This is a genomic window from Kitasatospora sp. NPDC097643 (assembly GCF_040302625.1).
Lineage (GTDB): Bacteria > Actinomycetota > Actinomycetes > Streptomycetales > Streptomycetaceae > Kitasatospora.
The window spans coordinates 12716-29417 of the sequence record NZ_JBEOSA010000025.1 but is presented as its reverse complement, the minus strand read 5'-3'; the positions used below and the strand labels follow the sequence as shown (position 1 = coordinate 29417).

The window sequence follows — 16702 nt, the reverse complement described above, 5'->3', positions numbered from 1 at the left end:
CTACGGCCGGTCCTCGCGGTGGGCCTCGGCGTGCTCCTCGCCGTGCTCCTCGCTGTGCTCCCCGCGGTGGTCCTCGCCCTGGGCGGCCTCGGCGAGGACGCGGCGGGCGGTGCTCAGGGCGGAGTCCCTGAGCCCGGCCAGCTCGTCGTCGGTGAACACCGGGGTCCGGACGTCCGGCGGGATGCCCGGGCCGTCGAAGGTGCTGCCGTCCGGAGCGAGGAACTCCTCGTTCGGCAGCCCGATCATGAGGTCCGGCGAGATCGTGCGGATCATCACGTCGGAGAAGACACCCTGGGTGTTCTCGCCGATCCGGGTGACGTGCGGGGAGCGGCCCATCAGCGCCTGGGTGAAGGTCTCGGCGGCGCTGGCCGACAGCGAGGAGGTGAGCACGGCCACCGGGCCGGTGAAGCGGTTCGCGTCCGCGGGCCGGACCACGATCGGCTCGGGCCGGGTGAACCTGCTTGCGTCGGCCGGATCGTCGCGGGCCACCTTGCGGTAGGCGACGTACGGGCGGTCGGCCAGCCGGGAGGCGATCTGCAGCCCGAGCACGTCCGAGCCGCCGCCGTTGGTCCGCACGTCGATCACCAGCCCGTTGAGCTGGTCCGGGTCGGCCAGCAGGGCGTCCAGGGCCCGGTCCAGTTCGGCGGTCCAGGTCTGGAAGTCGCCGTCGGCATAGCTCTTGAAGCTGCTCACCCGCAGGTAGCCGATGCCGCCGGGGAGTTGCCCGACGCCCAGGCGGTCGTCGGCGAAGGTCCGCTCCGGGCCGGTCAGCTGGGCGTCGGCGTTCCGGCGCGCCGCGCTCACCAGGGCTTCCGTGCGGGGCAGGGTGCCGGGCCGGTGGCCGCTGTAGACGCCCTTGGGCTCGCCGTCGACGATCCGGGCGATCCCGGTGTGGGCGTCGTGCAGCGGGGTGAGCATCGCGATGAGGACGTCCTGCAACTCGTCGACGGTGGTCGCCGGGCCGATCCGTGGCCGGTAGGTGTCCCGGGCGGCGTGCCAGTCGACGCCCTTGGTGGCAAAGAAGGGGTAGTTCTCCTCGAAGTCCTCCCAGAACCGGTCGAAGACCGCGAGCGGGTCGTTCGGCGCCGGCCGGGTGCACGCGTCCGGCAGGGCGGCGATGCGTTCCAGCGAGCGGGTACCGGCCGCGCCGTCCCCGTGTTCGACGGCCCGCCGTCGCCCGTGCGGGGTGATCACCGCCCCGGCGAGCCCCTGGAGGTACCTGGTGGCGCCGCCCGGTGCGGGCTCGCCGGCCTGGGCGGCCGTCCCGGCGGGCACGCAGCTGTGGCCGGTCACGTCGTACAGGGTCAGCTGCCGCCCGCTGATCACCAGCACCGTGCCGTAGCCGTCCGTCCGCCAGACCCCCGCCAGCGGGTTCCGCCCGTGCTCCCCGGCCGCGGCCACCCCCGGCGCCGCGACCCCGACCGTCGTCGCCAGCGCCACCGCCGTGGTCGCCACCGCCCGGGCGATCCCTGTGAGTCTCATGTTCGGCCTCCGCCGAATCCCGGCCCCCCGCGGAACCGCTCCGCCGCCTCGGATCCGACGCTACGGTCGCGGCCCCCGGCCGGACGTCGGCCGATCCGCCCGCCCCGCCCGCGACTTCCGGGCTACCCGGGCCCCGCCGGACCACTCCCGGGGGGTATCGACGGGATGGCCGGTCGGCGGTGGCGGATGCGCGGTGGCGGATGCCCGGGGCGGGCGTTCCGGACCCGGCTGAGCCGGTGCGCCCGTGCGCCGCTACGCCCGTGCGCCGCTACGCCCGTACGCGCTACGCGTCGGCGGGCGCGGGCCGAAGCTTGCCGCGGACCAGCGTGCCCAGCCGGTCCAGCCCGACGACGACGGCCGCGAGCACGACGAACTCGACGGTGAGCAGCGCGATCTGGCCCCAGACGTAGCCGTAGCCCTTGGTGGTCGGGTCGAAGAAGAAGTAGGGGTACGGCGTCGGGTAGTCGTCGAACAGCGCGTTGCGGGTGAGCACGATGGCCGCGTAGCCGAGCGGGAAGGCCAGCCAGAGCGGGATGTCCTTCCAACCGGCGGCGTTGCGCGGCCGGAGCGTCAGCCAGTCGAGGATCACCATCACCGGCGTCACGTAGTGCAGGAAGAACGACGACCAGTGCGCCAGCTTGTCCGGCCCGCTGACCAGCCCGGGCAGCGGGTTGGCGCCGTGCTGGAGCAGGATGTGCGAGACCAGCCCGGTGATCAGGATGTACAGCGTGGCGGCGCCGCGCAGCCGGGGCGCGGGCGCGTCCACGGTGTCGCGCTTGATCATCCAGTAGGCCGCGCCGATGAAGTAGCCGAGCACGATGACGTTGCTCTGCACGGTGAAGTACACCAGCGGCGCGGTGCCGAGGGTCAGGCCGAGGCCCGCCGAGAGCACGATGCCCATGCGCCACCACAGCGCGGGACGGGTCCGGACTGTCATTCGGCCACCAGTTCGTTCCAGGCGATACGGGAGGTATCGGACGGCTAAGCGGAATGCCGAACTCTACTCGCTGGTAGCAGCCGGGCGGAAGAAACGACGGAACGACGGTAGGACCAGCCCGGGACCCGCCCTCAGCCCGGCAGGACGAAGCCCGACTCGTACGCCGCGATCACCGCCTGGGTCCGGTCCCGGGCGCCGAGCTTGGCGAGCACGCTGCCGACGTGCGTCTTGACCGTCTCCTGGCTCACCACCAACTGCTGGGCGATCTCCCCGTTGTTGAGCCCGGTGGCCATCAGCCGCAGCACCTGCCCCTCCCGCTCGGTCAGCCGGCCGATCGGCCCCCGGTCCGGGCCGGTCGCCCGGCGGTCCTGCGTGCCGTGGCGCAGCGCGAGTTCGCGGACGGCGGCCGGGAAGAGCAGCGAGTCCCCGCGCGCGACCAGCCGGACCGCCTGGACCATCTCCTCCGCCCGGGCCCGTTTGAGCAGGAACCCGGCCGCGCCCGCCCGCAGCGCGTCGTACACGTGGTCGTCGTGCTCGAAGGTGGTGACCACCAGGATCCGCGGCGGCTCCGCCATCCCGCCGACCAGCTGCTCGGTGGCCCGGATGCCGTCGATCCCGGGCATCCGGACGTCCATCAGCACCACGTCCGGGCGCAGTTCGCGCACCAGCGGGACGACCTCGGCGCCGTCGGCGGCCTCGCCGACCACGGTGAGGTCCGGTTCGGCGTCGATCACCACCCGCAGCCCCATCCGGACCAGCCGTTCGTCGTCCGCGATCACCACGCGGATGCTCTCGCTCATCGCGCTCCCTCCACCGGCAGCCAGACGGCCAGCCGCCACGTCGTTCCGTCCTGGTCGGGCCCCGCCGTGCTGCCGCCGCGCAGGGCCGTCGCACGCTCCCCGATCCCGCGCAGCCCGCGCCCGCCGCCGGGTCGGCTCGGGCGGGCCGGGCCCAGCGGGTTGGTCAGTTCGATCTCCAGCCGGTCCCCGGCGAGGCCGACCCGCAGTCCGGCCGGTGCCGGCCCGGCGTGCCGCAGCACGTTGGTCAGGCCCTCCTGGACGATCCGGTACGCCTCGCGGGAGACCGTGACCGGCAGCCGGGCGAGGCCGGGCGCCAGGTCGGCGTCGACCCGGACGCCGGTGCGGGCGAGCTGGCGCAGCAGGTCGTCCAGTCCGGCCAGGGTGGGCCCGGCGGGTCCGGCGTCGGCGTTGTCCTCCTCGCGCAGCAGCCCGAGCACGGTGTCCAGTTCGGCGACGGCCTCCCGGGCGGTCTCCTCGATCGCCCGCAGCGCCTCCTCGGCGAAGTCCGGGTCGCTGCGCAGCACCCGGGCCGCCGCCGAGGCCTGGATGCCGACCGCGCTGAGCGCGTGTCCGACCGAGTCGTGCAGTTCGCGGGCCAGCCGGTTGCGCTGGGCGAGCACGGTGGCCCGGCGTTCGGCGGCGGCCAGCCGTTCGTCCGGGGTCGGGCCGAGCAGCGCGGGCGCCCAGCGGGCCAGCAGCGCGCCGCAGCCGGCGTTGGTGACGACCACCAGCAGCAGGACGGCGACGCCCAGTGCGGGGCCGGTGATCATCCAGCCGGGGAAACGGTTCTCCCAGATCTTGGCGAGGTCCTCGACCCCGCCGAAGGCGAACATCAGCACCACCGCGAACGGCACACCGGCTAGCGTCATCCCGGCGACCACGCCGCCGAAGAACAGGTGCAGCACGTACCAGCCGGCGGTGCGCCGGCGGGCCGCCCAGGAGCGGGACGGGCCGGTGGCCAGCTCCTCGGGCCGCTCCGTCGCGCAGAGCGCCCGCGCGGCCGCCCCCTCCAGCGCCCGGACGGTCGGCAGCAGGGCGGTGACGGCGGCCATCGGCAGCGAGGTGAACAGCGCGGCGAGCTGGAGCAGCAGTTGGCGCAGCTGCCCCTGGTTGGGGTTGAGCGCCCCGAGCAGCACCACCGAGAGCAGCCAGTACGGCATCAGCAGCGCGCCGCCCAGCACCAGGTGCACCCAGCGCAGCCGGGCCCGCCGCCCGACCAACGCCCCCGCCGTACGCCGAATCCGGCCGCCCGCCCCCGTGGTCACCTGGGTGACTCTACGTCAGGGGTCGGGACGGCGGCGGCGGGACCCGGACCAGGGGCGGGGACGGGGACGGTGGTGGTCCGGGCCGCCGCCCGTTCGGTCAGCGCCATCGCGCCCACGATCAGGACCAGCAGCCCGGTGGTCACCTGGGCGAGCTGCACCAGGGACATCAACCCGGGCACCGCGTGCCGCAGATCGGGCACCCGGGTCGTCGTGGCGCCGAACGCCACCACCTGCCAGGCGCCCCAGCCGAACAGCGAGCCGGCCGCCGTCCACGCGACCAGCAGCGGCACGATCAGCCGCCGCCGCGGCCGGACCCGGAACGCCAGCACCGGCAGCGCCACCGCCACGGCCACCGCCATCACCGCGAACACCCCGTCCATCACCGCGATGCCGCGGTTGTACTCCTCCGCCAGGGCGAGCGGCAGCCCGGCCGTGCCGCCGAGCGACCAGTACGCCCGGGCCGCCGCGACACCCAGGGCGAACAGCGCGGCGACGCAGGCGAGGACGCGCTGGACGGTCAGCGTGGGGGAGTCGGGCAGGTCGCCGATCCGCGCCCGGAGCAGACCGGCCCAGCGGCGTCTGGCGTACAGCACGAAGGCGGTGATCAGCGCGAGGCCCTGGACGGTGAAGCCGCCGTACACCACGGCGAAGACCCAGTCGCCGAGCTGGGCGGGTTTCTCCTCGACGGTCCGGTGCTCCGGCCCGAGCACCAGATTGCCCAGCAGGAACAGCGGCAGCGCCACCAGGATCGTGCCGAGCAGCCCGGTCGCCACCCACATCGGGAACACCACCAGCCCGGCCGGCGCCCGCCGCCCCCACGGCCGGACGAACGACAGCGCCAGCACCACCGCGATCGCGTCCATCCCGAAGGTGAGCAGGTTCAGCAGCCACAGCTTGTCCATCTCGGCGCCGTCCCCGGCACCCACCGGATGGCCGGTCAGCCACAGCACCTTGAGCGTCAGGTACGGCACGGTCGCGGCCACCGCGGTGCCGGCCGCGCCGGCCCGCACCACGCGTTCGTTGATCCTCATGCCCCCACGGTGGCGCCGGCCCCCGGTCCGCCGCGTCAATCCCCGGAACGGTCGCCCTCCCCCGCCCGGGGGATCTCGCCGTCGCCGCGTCCTCCCGGCGCGGGGGAGGCCCACGGCCGTGCGGGCGCAGGCTCACGGCCGGCCCGGGCGCAAGCCTGGCGCAACCACCTCCCCGGCGTTGCCGTTCCGGGCGCCCGGGGGATCAGCCGGTCCTCTTGTTACCGGCGGGTCGCTTGCCTATCATCACGAGTGTTACAGCTCTACTGTCAAACCCCTGTTCCCTCCTGTCAGACCCCTGTCCAACCCCGAAGGGTTCAGCAGCCAGTGCGTGACACAGACAGTCCACCGGTCGGCGGGGCCGGCCCGTTGGCGGGCGTGCGGGTGGTCGAGCTCGCGGGGATCGGGCCGGGGCCGTTCGCGGCGATGCTGCTCGCCGACCTCGGGGCGGACGTGGTCCGGGTGGACCGGCCGGAGCCCTCGCCGCTCGGCATCGACCCGGCGTACGACCTCACCAACCGCAACAAGCGCTCGGTGCTGGTCGACCTCAAGTCCCCCGAAGGGCCCGGCCGGGTGCTCGACCTGGTCGAGCGGGCCGACCTGCTGATCGAGGGCTACCGGCCCGGCGTCGCGGAGCGGCTCGGCGTCGGCCCCGAGGCCTGCCTGGCCCGCAACCCCGCGCTGGTGTACGGCCGGATGACCGGCTGGGGCCAGCAGGGCCCGCGCTCCGCCGGGGCCGGGCACGACCTCGGCTACGCGGCGGTGGCCGGGGTGCTCGGCCTGGTGGCCGCGCCCGGCGGGCCGGAGCAGCCGCCCGGCATCCCCGCCAACCTGCTCGGCGACTACGCCGGCGGCTCGCTCTACCTGGTCGTCGGCCTGCTCGCCGGACTGCACCACGCCCGCGCCACCGGTACCGGCCAGGTCGTCGACGCCGCGATCGTGGACGGCGCGGCGCACCTCGGCAGCATGCTGTGGGGCCTGCTCGCGGCCGGCCACTGGCAGGACCGCCGGGGCGTCAACCTGCTGGACGGCGGCGCCCCGTTCTACGCGGTCTACCGGGCGGCGGACGGCGGCCACCTCGCGGTCGGCGCGCTGGAACCGCAGTTCTACGCCGAGTTCGCCCGGCTGCTGGAGCTCGGCCCGGACGCGCCCGGCCAGTACGACCCCGCCCGCTGGCCCGAACTGCGCGCCCTGATCGCCGCCCGCTTCGCCACCCGGACCAGGGCCGAGTGGGAGGCCGTCTTCGCGGGCTCCGACGCCTGCGTGGAGCCGGTGTTGACGATGCGTCAGGCAGCCGCCGACGACCACCTGGTGGCGCGCGGCACCTACGTCCAGGCGGACGGCGTCACCCAACCCGCCCCCGCCCCGCGGTTCTCCGTCACCCCCGGCGCGCTGCGCCGCCCGCCGGCCCGGCCGGGTGCGGACACCGCCGAGGTGGCCCGGGACTGGGCCGTCCCCTCCCTCTCCCTCGAACCCGCGCCGTCGGACCTCACGTCGTCGGACCTCACGTCGTCGGACAACTCCGCAGCAGGACAAGGAGCGTAGCGTTGCAGCGCGAGATCTTCACCGAGCAGCACGAGGACTTCCGGGCCACCGTGCGGGCCTTCCTCGCCAAGGAGGTGCTGCCGCACTACGACCGCTGGGAGCAGGCCGGCATCGTCGACCGCTCCGTCTGGCTCGCGGCCGGACGCCAGGGCCTGCTCGGCCTCGCCGTCCCCACGGAGTACGGCGGCGGCGGGGAGCCGGACTTCCGCTACGCCGCCGTGCTGGCCGAGGAGTTCGCCCGGGCCGGGGCGTCCGGTCTGGCGATCGGCCTGCACAACGACATCATCGGCCCCTACCTCACCTCGCTCGCCACCGAGGAGCAGAAGCACCGCTGGCTGCCCGGCTTCTGCTCCGGCGAGACCATCACCGCGATCGCGATGACCGAGCCCGGCACCGGCTCCGACCTGCAAGGCATCCGCACCCAGGCGGTCGACCAGGGCGACCACTTCCTGCTCAACGGCGCCAAGACCTTCATCTCCAACGGCATCCTCGCCGACCTGGTGGTCGTGGTCGCCCGCACCACCCCCGAGGGCGGCGCGCACGGGCTGAGCCTGCTGGTCGTCGAGCGCGGCATGCCCGGCTTCGAACGCGGCCGCAACCTCGACAAGATCGGCCAGAAGGCCCAGGACACCGCCGAGTTGTTCTTCCAGGACGTCCGGGTGCCGAAGGCGAACCTGCTCGGCGAACTGCACGGCGGCTTCGTCCACCTGATGCAGAACCTCGCCCAGGAGCGGCTCACCATCGCGGCCGCCGCGATCGCCGGCGCCGAGTACCTGGTCGAGATCACCACCGACTACGTCAAGCAGCGCGAGGCCTTCGGGCGCCCGCTGGCCAAGCTCCAGCACGTCCGCTTCGAGATCGCCGAGCTCGCCACCGAGTGCGCGGTCACCCGGGCGTTCGTGGACCGCTGCATCACCGAGCACAACCGGTACGCGCTCACCCCGGCGGACGCCTCGATGGCCAAGTGGTGGGCCACCGAACTGCAGAAGCGCACCGCCGACCGGTGCCTCCAACTGCACGGCGGCTACGGCTACATGAGCGAGTTCCCGGTCGCCCGGGCGTTCACCGACGGCCGCATCCAGACCATCTACGGCGGGACCACCGAGATCATGAAGGAGATCGTCGGGCGCTCGCTCCTCGGCTGAGGCCTCCCTCCTCGGCCGGGACCTCCCGTGGAACCCCCCACCCCTGCCCCGAAACCGTGAAGTCCTGAAACCCTGAAGTCCTGAAAGGCGTTTCCACCGTGACCACCGAAGCGTACGTCTACGACGCGATCCGCACCCCGCGCGGCCGGGGCAAGGCCACCGGCTCCCTGCACGGCACCAAGCCGATCGACCTCGTGGTCGGCCTGATCCACGAACTGCGCCGCCGCTTCCCGGAGCTGGACCCGGCCGCGATCGACGACATCGTGCTCGGCGTGGTCAGCCCGATCGGCGACCAGGGCTCCGACATCGCCCGGATCGCCGCCGTCGCGGCCGGCCTGCCCGACACCGTGGCCGGCGTCCAGGAGAACCGCTTCTGCGCCTCCGGCCTGGAGGCCGTCAACCTGGCCGCCGCCAAGGTCCGTTCGGGCTGGGAGGACCTCATCCTGGCCGGCGGCGTGGAGTCGATGTCCCGGGTGAAGATGGCCTCCGACGGCGGCGCCTGGTTCGCCGACCCGATGACGGCGTACGAGACCAACTTCGTCCCGCAGGGCATCGGCGCCGACCTGATCGCCACCATCGAGGGCCTGTCCCGCACCGACGTGGACGCCTTCGCCGCCGAGTCCCAGGCCCGCGCCGCCAAGGCCCAGGCGGACGGCCTGTTCGACCGCTCGGTCGTCCCGGTCCGCGACCGCAACGGCCTGGTCGTGCTGGAGCGCGACGAGTTCATCCGCCCCGGCACCACCGTCGAGACCCTGGCCGGCCTCAAGCCCTCCTTCGCCGCCATCGGCGAGGCCGGCGGCTTCGACGCCGTCGCCCTGCAGAAGTACCACTGGGTCGAGGCCATCGACCACGTCCACCACGCCGGCAACTCCTCCGGCATCGTCGACGGCGCCGCGCTGGTCGCGATCGGCAACCGCGAGGTCGGCGAGCGGTACGGGCTGCGCCCGCGCGCCCGGATCGTCTCCGCCGCCGTCTCCGGCTCCGAGCCCACCATCATGCTCACCGGCCCCGCCCCCGCCACCCGCAAGGCGCTCGCCAAGGCCGGTCTCACCGCCGCCGACATCGACCTGGTCGAGATCAACGAGGCCTTCGCGGCGGTCGCGCTGCGCTTCATGCGCGAACTCGGCTTCCGCCCCGACCAGGTGAACGTCAACGGCGGCGCGATCGCCCTCGGCCACCCGCTCGGCGCCACCGGCGCGATGCTGATCGGCACCGTCGTCGACGAGCTGGAGCGGCGCGACCTGCGCTACGGCCTCGTGACCCTGTGCGTCGGCGGCGGCATGGGCATCGCCACCATCGTCGAGCGCGTCTGACCCCCTCCCGGCAGATCTGGAGAACCCTGATGAGCAACACCGCCACCATCCGCTGGGAGCAGGACCAGGACGGCGTGGTCACCCTCGTCCTCGACGACCCCACCCAGTCCGTCAACACCATGAACGAGGCCTTCACCGCCGACCTCGACACCGTCGTCGAGCGGCTGGCCGCCCTCGCCGCCGCCGAGGAGCTGCGCGGCGTCGTGATCACCTCCGGGAAGAAGACCTTCTTCGCCGGCGGAGACCTGCGGATGCTCTCCGCCGCCCGCCCCGAGGACGCCGCCGCCGTCTTCGAGAAGTCCATGCGGATCAAGCGCGCGCTGCGGCGGCTGGAGACCCTCGGCAAGCCGGTCGTCGCCGCGATCAACGGCAGCGCCCTCGGCGGCGGCCTGGAGCTCGCCCTCGCCTGCCACCACCGGATCGCGCTCGACACCCCCGCCAGCCGGATCGGCCTGCCCGAGGTCACCCTCGGCCTGCTGCCCGGCGGCGGCGGAGTGGTCCGTACGGTCCGACTGTTCGGCATCACCGACGCGCTGCTGAAGGTGCTGCTCCAGGGCAACCAGTACCGCCCGGCGCAGGCGCTGGAGCACGGCCTGGTGCACGAACTCGTCGACAGCCCGGAGGAGTTGACCGCCCGGGCGAAGGCCTGGATCGAGGCCAACCCGACCGCCGTCCAGCCCTGGGACGTCAAGGGGTACAAGATCCCCGGCGGCACCCCCAGCACCCCCGCGTTCGCCGCCAACCTGCCGGCCTTCCCGGCCAACCTGCGCAAGCAGCTGAACGGCGCCCCCTACCCGGCCCCGCGCAACATCCTGGCGGCCGCCGTCGAGAGCAGCCAGGTCGACGTCGACACCGCGATGACCATCGAGGCCCGGTACTTCACCGAGCTGGCCTGCGGGCAGACCAGCAAGAACATGATCCAGGCGCTGTTCTTCGACATGCAGGCCGTCAACTCCGGCGCCGGCCGCCCCAAGGGCGTCGAGAAGCGGCTGGTCCGCAAGGTCGCCGTGCTCGGCGCCGGCATGATGGGCGCCGGCATCGCGTACGCCTGCGCCAAGGCCGGGATCGAGGTCGTGCTCAAGGACGTCACGGTCGAGGCCGCCGAACGGGGCAAGGCCTACTCCGCCGGGCTGCTCGACAAGGCGGTCGCCCGCGGCCGCTCCACCGAGGCCAAGCGCGACGCCCTGCTCGCCCGGATCACCCCCGCCGCCGACCCGGCCGACCTGGCCGGCTGCGACGCGGTGATCGAGGCCGTCTTCGAGAACACCGAGCTCAAGCACAAGGTGTTCCAGGAGATCGAGGGCGTCGTCGCCCCCGACGCGCTGCTCTGCTCCAACACCTCCACCCTGCCGATCGGCGTGCTCGCCGAAGGCGTCGAGCGCACCGCCGACTTCATCGGCCTGCACTTCTTCTCGCCGGTCGACAAGATGCGCCTGGTCGAGATCATCCGCGGCCCGCAGACCGGCGACGAGGCGCTCGCCCGCGCCTTCGACCTGGTCCGGCAGATCGACAAGACCCCGATCGTGGTCAACGACTCGCGCGGCTTCTTCACCTCGCGGGTCATCGGCCAGTTCCTCAACGAGGGCGTCGCCATGGTCGGCGAGGGCATCCACCCGGCCAGCATCGAGCAGGCCGCCGCCCAGGCCGGCTACCCCGCCAAGGTGCTCTCGCTGATGGACGAGCTCACCCTCACCCTGCCGCGCAAGATCCGCGACGAGTACCGTCGCGCGGCCGAGGCCACCGGCGGCACCTGGACCCCGCACCCGGCGGACGCGGTGGTCGACCGGATGGTCGACGAGTTCGGCCGCCCCGGCCGCAGCGGCGGCGCCGGCTTCTACGAGTACGGCGAGGACGGGCGGCGCGGGCGGCTCTGGCCCGGCCTGCGCGAGCACTTCTCCGGTGGCTCGGCCGGGGACGTCGAGGTGCCGTTCGAGGACCTGAAGGAGCGGATGCTGTTCAGCGAGGCGCTGGACTCGGTGCGCTGCCTGGAGGAGGGCGTGCTCACCTCGGTCGCCGACGCCAACGTGGGCTCCATCCTCGGCATCGGCTTCCCGGCCTGGACGGGTGGCGTGTTCCAGTACATCAACGGCTACCCGGGCGGCCCGGCCGGCTTCGCGGCGCGCGCCCGCGAACTCGCCACCGCCTACGGCGAGCGGTTCGCGCCGCCCGCGCTGCTGGAGCGGATCGCGGCCGAGGGGCGGACCTTCGAGGACTGACCGCCGGTCCGCCGGGCGGGGCCGATCAGGGTGCGGCCCCGCCCGGGGCGTTCGGGGTCGGTCCGTCCTCGGGTGCGACCTGCTGCAACTCCTCCCGCAGCGAGCGCTGGAAGGCCGTCACCAGGGCCTGCGCCACCATCGGCTGGATGTGGTCCGTCAACGCCTTCATCCGCGCCAGCTCCGCCGGCTCCGGCTCGCTCTCCCGGTACGGCCGCCACACCGTCTCCCGGAACAGCCGCTGCAACTCCCGCGCCGTCGCCCGGCTGTGCTCCAGCACCACCGCCCGGGCGGCCCGCAGCGTCTCCAGCGGGATCGGCACGTCCAGGATCCGCACCCCCAGCGGCAGCAGCCCCGGATCCACCCGGAACACCTCCGGATCGTCCGTCCGCTCCAACGCCCCCATCGCGACCAGCCGTTCCAGCTGCTCCTCGGACAGCCCCCGCCCGGCCCGGCGCTCCAACTGGGCCCGGCCCAGCCGCTCCGCCGCCTCCGGCGTCCAGGAGGCCACCAGCGCCCGGTGGATCGCCAGGTCCAGCGGCGTGCTGTCCTCCGGCAGCCGCGCCAGGTAGCGCTCGATCGCCGCCAGCGTCAGCCCCTGCCGCTGCAACTCCTCGATCAGCCCCAGCCGGTCCAGGTGCGCCGCCCCGTACAGCCCGACCCGCCGCGGCCCCAGCTCCGGCGGCGGCAGCAGACCCTTCGTCCCGTAGAACCGCACCGTCCGCACGGTCACCCCGGCGCGCGCCGCCAACTCGTCCACCGTCAGCCGTACGATCTCGCCGCCCACGGCCCCGTGTTCCCCCATCCGCGTCGCCTCCCGCCGCCCTGCATCCGCTGCTGTCGCGCTTCCACCGCTGTCACACTTCCGCTGTGACAGCAGCAGTGTGACAGTGCCCCGCCCCGCCGGTCCACCGGATGCTTGAGCCCGCCCGCCACCACCGCCAGGATGGGGGCGGCAGACGGGGTGACGGAGAGGCGGGGGCAGTGGAAGTACGGAACTCGATCGACGGCGGGCAGTTCCACGGGAACGTCGTCATGGCGAACACCGTCCACCTCGGGGGCCCCGGCACCGCCCCGGCCACCGGGCCGGAGCCGGCCCTGCTGATGGACGCGCCACTGGCCCGGCACTACGTCAACAACCGGGACCTGTTCTCCCGGATGGACGCCGTGCACGCCGAGTGCCGCGCCGAGGGCGTGCCGACCCGGCTGCTGCTGTGCGGCATGCCCGGCATCGGCACCACGGCCGCCGCGGCCCGCTGGGTCCGGACCCGCCGGAGCGAACTGCCCACCATCCAGCTGTACACCCCGCTGACCGGCGGACAGGACGACATCGCGGCCGTGCTGGAGGGCTGGCTCGCCCGCCTCGGCGTCCCGAAGGAGGAGCGGCCGAGCGGACCGGAGGCGCTCTCCGCAGCCTTCCGCGGCCGCACCGCCCACCGGGCGGTGCTGGTCCTGATCGACGGCGCCGCCACCGAGGCCCAGGTGAAGCAGTTGCAGCCCGGGTCCGCCGACAGCGTCGTCCTGATCACCAGCCACCGCAGCCTGCGCGGCCTGGTCGGCTCCCTCGGCGTCGAACAGCTGGTGGTCGGGCCGCTCGACGAGGCCGACAGTGACGACCTGCTCGTCAAGGTCGCGGGCCTCGGCGAGGACACCCGCGCCGCCCGGCTGCCGCTGATCCGCGCCTGTGCCGGGATCCCGCTGGCCCTGCGCATCCTCGCCGCCCAGCTGGTCGCCCTCGGCCCGGCCGCCCTGCCCGAGCTCGGCACCCAACTGTCCGACCGCAGCACGCGTCTGGAGGCCCTGGCCGTGCCCGACGACATCTCCCTGCCCCGGATGCTCGACACGATGTACCGCAGCCTGGACGAACCGAGCGCCCGCGCGTACCGGCTGCTGGGCCTGCACCCCACCCTGCTGCTGGACGAGGACGCGATCCGGGCCCTGCTCGACCTCGCCGGACCGCTCGGGCGCACCCTGGAGGCGCTGCGGATCGCCAACCTGCTGAACCACCGGCCCGACGGCCGCTACCTGCTCAACGGCGTCGTCCACGACCACGCCTGGTCCACCGCCCAGCAGCCCCGGCACGAGGAGGAACGGCGGGCGGCGGTCGAGCGGATCCTCGCCCACTACACCGCCCTCGCCGAGCGGGGCGAGGCGGCGCTCTCCGGGCGCTGGCGCCACGACCCCGCCAGGGGCTACGCGCTCGCGCTCGCCCGGGACCTGGGCCCGGCTGCTGCGCCCGGGCCCGGCGCCGGTCCTGGCGCCGGTCCTGGCCCCGGCGCTGGCCCCGGCGCTGGCCCCGTTGCCGTACGCGACCTCGACCTCGACGGGTACCGGTCCACGCTGGTCGCCGCCGTCGAGGCCGCCAACCGGGCCGGCCTGCACGGCTACGCCTGGCGGATCTGCCAGGGCCTCTGGACCCACTGCCTGCGCGGCGGCCACCACACCGACTGGGTACGGGCGTTGACCACCGGCCTGGCCTCCGCGATGGCGGACGACGACCCGCTCGCGCTCGCCCGGATGCACTTCGAACTCGGCTTCGCCCGCCTCGACCGCCACGACCCGGTCGAACAGGACCCGCGGCTCGCCCGGGAACACCTCGAAACCGCCCTGCTCATCGCCCGCGGCGAACCGGAGTCCGAGGGGCACCGGCGGACGGAGTCCTCCGCCCTGGAGGCACTCGCCCTGCTCGCCCTCCGGGAGGACCGGCCCGCCGACGCACTGGACCTCCTGGAACAGGCCCTCGGCGCGCTCGACGGCATCCCGCACGAACGCGGCCGGACGCTGCTCCGCTACCACCGCGGCCGGGCCCTCAGCGCGCTCGGCCGGCACGACGAGGCGGTGCGCGAACTCCGGCACGCCCGCGAGCGGTTCGACGGCTTCGGGGACGGCTACAACGTGGCCCGCAGCCTGACCAGGCTGGCCGAGGACCGGCTCGCGGCGGGCCTGACCGCCGAGGCGCTGGACCGCTTCGGCGAGGCGGCGACGGTGATGCGCGAGCACGGGACGCCGTACCAGCTCGCCGGCATCCTGGTCCAACGGGGCGACCTGTACCGGCAGTTGGACCGGCGGGAGGAGGCAGCGGCCGACTGGGCGCAGGCCCGCGCGGCGTACGCGGAGGCGGGCAGCCTGCTGGTCGAGGAGGTCGAGCGGCGGCTCGCGGGCGGGGCTTCGTTGGGGGAGGCTGCGTCGGAGGAGCCTGCGGTGGGGGAGCTTGCGTCGGGGGAGCCTGCGTCGGGGGAGTCCTCAGCAGGGACGGAGGAGTAGCAGCCCGGTGGGCTGACCCGGGCCGGCGGCCACCCGCAGTGTCCGGGCGGTGCGGGGCGTGCCGTCGTACAGCTGCTCGCGGACCACGGAGGCGGCCACGGCGAACGTCGCCCACGCCGGCCGCTGCCGCCACTCGGCGGTGAGGCGTCCGCCGTCCGGCAGCAACGCCAGACAACCGCCGTCCGCGCGTTCGACCGCGACCAGCGTGCAGCCGGGGGCGCCCCGGGCCCAGTCCGCCCACCCCGGCAGCGGCGTTTCCACCGCGTCGTCGAGCCGGTCTCCCAATCGGTCGTCGAGCCGATCCGCGGGGACCAGCAGGACGTCCGCCGACCGTCGGACGGCACCGTCCGGCTCGGCGTGGTCGGCCACCAGGTGGGCGTCCGGGCCGGGCCGGACGCCCCCGGAGCGTTGCAGTCGGGCCGGGTAACGGCGAACCCGCAGGCTCCGGCCGGGCTCGGGCTCGGGCTCGTTCTCAGTGACGACCAGTGTCGCGGGGAGCACCGTGGGCCGGACCACCGACAGCTCCGGCACCGGGACGACCCTGGTCACCGCCGGGCCGTCCGGCTCGTCCAGTCCGAGGTGGCGGTAGAACACCGCGCGCAGCCGCGCTGCGGACTCCCCCGGCACGGAGGTCACCTGCCCGCTCAGCCGTGCCAGCTCCGGGTCCGCGGGCTGGGCGCCGCCCGCGCGCAGCAGCTGCGGCAGGACGCCCTCCCAGGCCGAGAGCCGGGGGACCAGCTTCCCGAGCTGCTCCATCGGCGAGCCCGGTGCCACGGTGTCGTCGGAGAAGGCGCCCAACAGGGTCGGAATTCCCAGCGAAACGCCGTAGAGGGTGACCGAGCCGTGATCGCCGACCAGATAGTCGGCGGCCACCAGGGCGGCTTTCCAGGATTCCGTCTCGGGCGCCGGGAGAATCAGCCCGCAATCGATGAGATCAGCCAGCCAGCGATGGACCTGCCATTCCCCGTGCGCGTACCACGCATTCGGATGAACGGCGGCGACCACTCGGAATTCATCGGACGGCAATTCCGCCAGCACGCGCCGGAGGGCATTCGCCTCGGCATTCCCGAGCAGCGAATGCGGCCCCCAGGTCGAGGACGCCACCACCAGCTTCTGGTCCGGCCGGACGCCGAACGCCTTCCGGTACGCCGCCCGCAGCGGCGCGCTCGCGTGCAGCTGATCGACGCAGGGATCGCCCACCACCGCACTCACCGGCACGGCCTCCGGACACCCCGACCGCAGCCGCTCGAGCTGCTCCTGATGGGACAACAGCACACCGGCGGGCACCACGGCCCCCTCGTGCATCAGCCATTCGGCAGTGAGTCCGAAGGCTCCCGGCTCCCGGCTCCCGGCAGCCCCCGCCGCTGCCGGCTGCCTGAGTATTTTATTGTATCCAGCGCCGTGCGGGGCTCCGATCAAGGGGGCTCGCAAGGCGTGCAGATCTCCGCCGCGATTGGTGGCGATTGCGAGGTCGAACGGATATTCCTTCGCGGCTTCCCAGGGTATTTCGACCATTCCGCGGTCCCGCAGGAATTCCGAGGTCCCGCCGTCCAGGGCCGAGGAGCCGGTGCAGCTGAACAGCACCTCCACCCGGCGGTCGGGCCCGAACACCGCGAGCAGGTCCAGCAGCCGGGTCGCCGAGGTGATGTTGTGGACCACCCCGAGGACCCGGCGTTCCGGCGGGACCGTCGCCCAGCGGGCACGGTCGGC

The 16702-nt window shown here is 74.0% G+C and carries 12 protein-coding genes; 5 read left to right on the top strand and 7 right to left on the bottom strand.

The features are described from left to right. The 5 genes from ABTY15_RS17820 to ABTY15_RS17800 form a co-directional block, all read right to left on the bottom strand. Positions 1-1482, bottom strand: a complete 1482-nt coding sequence (locus tag ABTY15_RS17820) for a S41 family peptidase (RefSeq protein ID WP_350589670.1) — start codon at positions 1480-1482, stop codon at positions 1-3. 283 nt (positions 1483-1765) lie between these two features. Further along, positions 1766-2419, bottom strand: coding sequence for a Pr6Pr family membrane protein (locus ABTY15_RS17815; RefSeq protein ID WP_350589665.1), 654 nt, complete (start codon positions 2417-2419; stop codon positions 1766-1768). A 131-nt stretch (positions 2420-2550) separates the two neighbouring features. After that, positions 2551-3219 carry a response regulator gene (locus ABTY15_RS17810; RefSeq protein WP_350589661.1) on the bottom strand — a complete coding sequence of 223 codons (669 nt, stop codon included), beginning with the start codon at positions 3217-3219 and terminating at the stop codon, positions 2551-2553. Then, positions 3216-4484 (bottom strand): sensor histidine kinase, encoded by a 1269-nt coding sequence (locus tag ABTY15_RS17805; protein ID WP_350589658.1) that lies wholly within the window; start codon positions 4482-4484, stop codon positions 3216-3218. Before ABTY15_RS17805 ends, ABTY15_RS17810 begins: the two co-directional genes overlap by 4 nt. Then, positions 4481-5515 (bottom strand): hypothetical protein, encoded by a 1035-nt coding sequence (locus tag ABTY15_RS17800; protein WP_350589653.1) that lies wholly within the window; start codon positions 5513-5515, stop codon positions 4481-4483. Before ABTY15_RS17800 ends, ABTY15_RS17805 begins: the two co-directional genes overlap by 4 nt. A gap of 324 nt (positions 5516-5839) precedes the next feature. Between ABTY15_RS17800 and ABTY15_RS17795 the strand changes: the two genes are divergently transcribed. The 4 genes from ABTY15_RS17795 to ABTY15_RS17780 all read left to right on the top strand — a co-directional run bounded on the left by ABTY15_RS17795 (position 5840) and on the right by ABTY15_RS17780 (position 11731). After that, on the top strand, positions 5840-7057 hold the full coding sequence (locus ABTY15_RS17795) for a CaiB/BaiF CoA transferase family protein (protein ID WP_350589649.1): 1218 nt from the start codon (positions 5840-5842) through the stop codon (positions 7055-7057). Positions 7058-7059: 2 nt separating this feature from the next. Further along, positions 7060-8202, top strand: coding sequence for an acyl-CoA dehydrogenase family protein (locus tag ABTY15_RS17790; protein ID WP_350589646.1), 1143 nt, complete (start codon positions 7060-7062; stop codon positions 8200-8202). A gap of 98 nt (positions 8203-8300) precedes the next feature. Then, the gene (locus ABTY15_RS17785; RefSeq protein ID WP_350589640.1) at positions 8301-9515 is read left to right on the top strand and encodes an acetyl-CoA C-acetyltransferase; all 1215 of its coding nucleotides are present in this window, start codon (positions 8301-8303) and stop codon (positions 9513-9515) included. A 29-nt stretch (positions 9516-9544) separates the two neighbouring features. After that, complete coding sequence (locus ABTY15_RS17780) at positions 9545-11731, top strand: 3-hydroxyacyl-CoA dehydrogenase NAD-binding domain-containing protein (protein ID WP_350589637.1); 2187 nt, start codon at positions 9545-9547, stop codon at positions 11729-11731. A gap of 25 nt (positions 11732-11756) precedes the next feature. On the opposite strand, the gene ABTY15_RS17775 is transcribed toward ABTY15_RS17780, so the two are convergent. Beyond that, positions 11757-12533 carry a MerR family transcriptional regulator gene (locus ABTY15_RS17775; RefSeq protein WP_350589634.1) on the bottom strand — a complete coding sequence of 259 codons (777 nt, stop codon included), beginning with the start codon at positions 12531-12533 and terminating at the stop codon, positions 11757-11759. A 179-nt stretch (positions 12534-12712) separates the two neighbouring features. On the opposite strand from ABTY15_RS17775, the gene ABTY15_RS17770 reads away from it, so the two are divergent. Beyond that, positions 12713-14992, top strand: coding sequence for a tetratricopeptide repeat protein (locus tag ABTY15_RS17770; RefSeq protein WP_350589624.1), 2280 nt, complete (start codon positions 12713-12715; stop codon positions 14990-14992). Here the strand turns inward: ABTY15_RS17770 and ABTY15_RS17765 are convergent. Then, positions 14972-16651 (bottom strand): hypothetical protein, encoded by a 1680-nt coding sequence (locus ABTY15_RS17765; RefSeq protein ID WP_350589614.1) that lies wholly within the window; start codon positions 16649-16651, stop codon positions 14972-14974. The genes ABTY15_RS17770 and ABTY15_RS17765 overlap by 21 nt on opposite strands. Between the last annotated feature and the right edge of the window lie 51 nt (positions 16652-16702).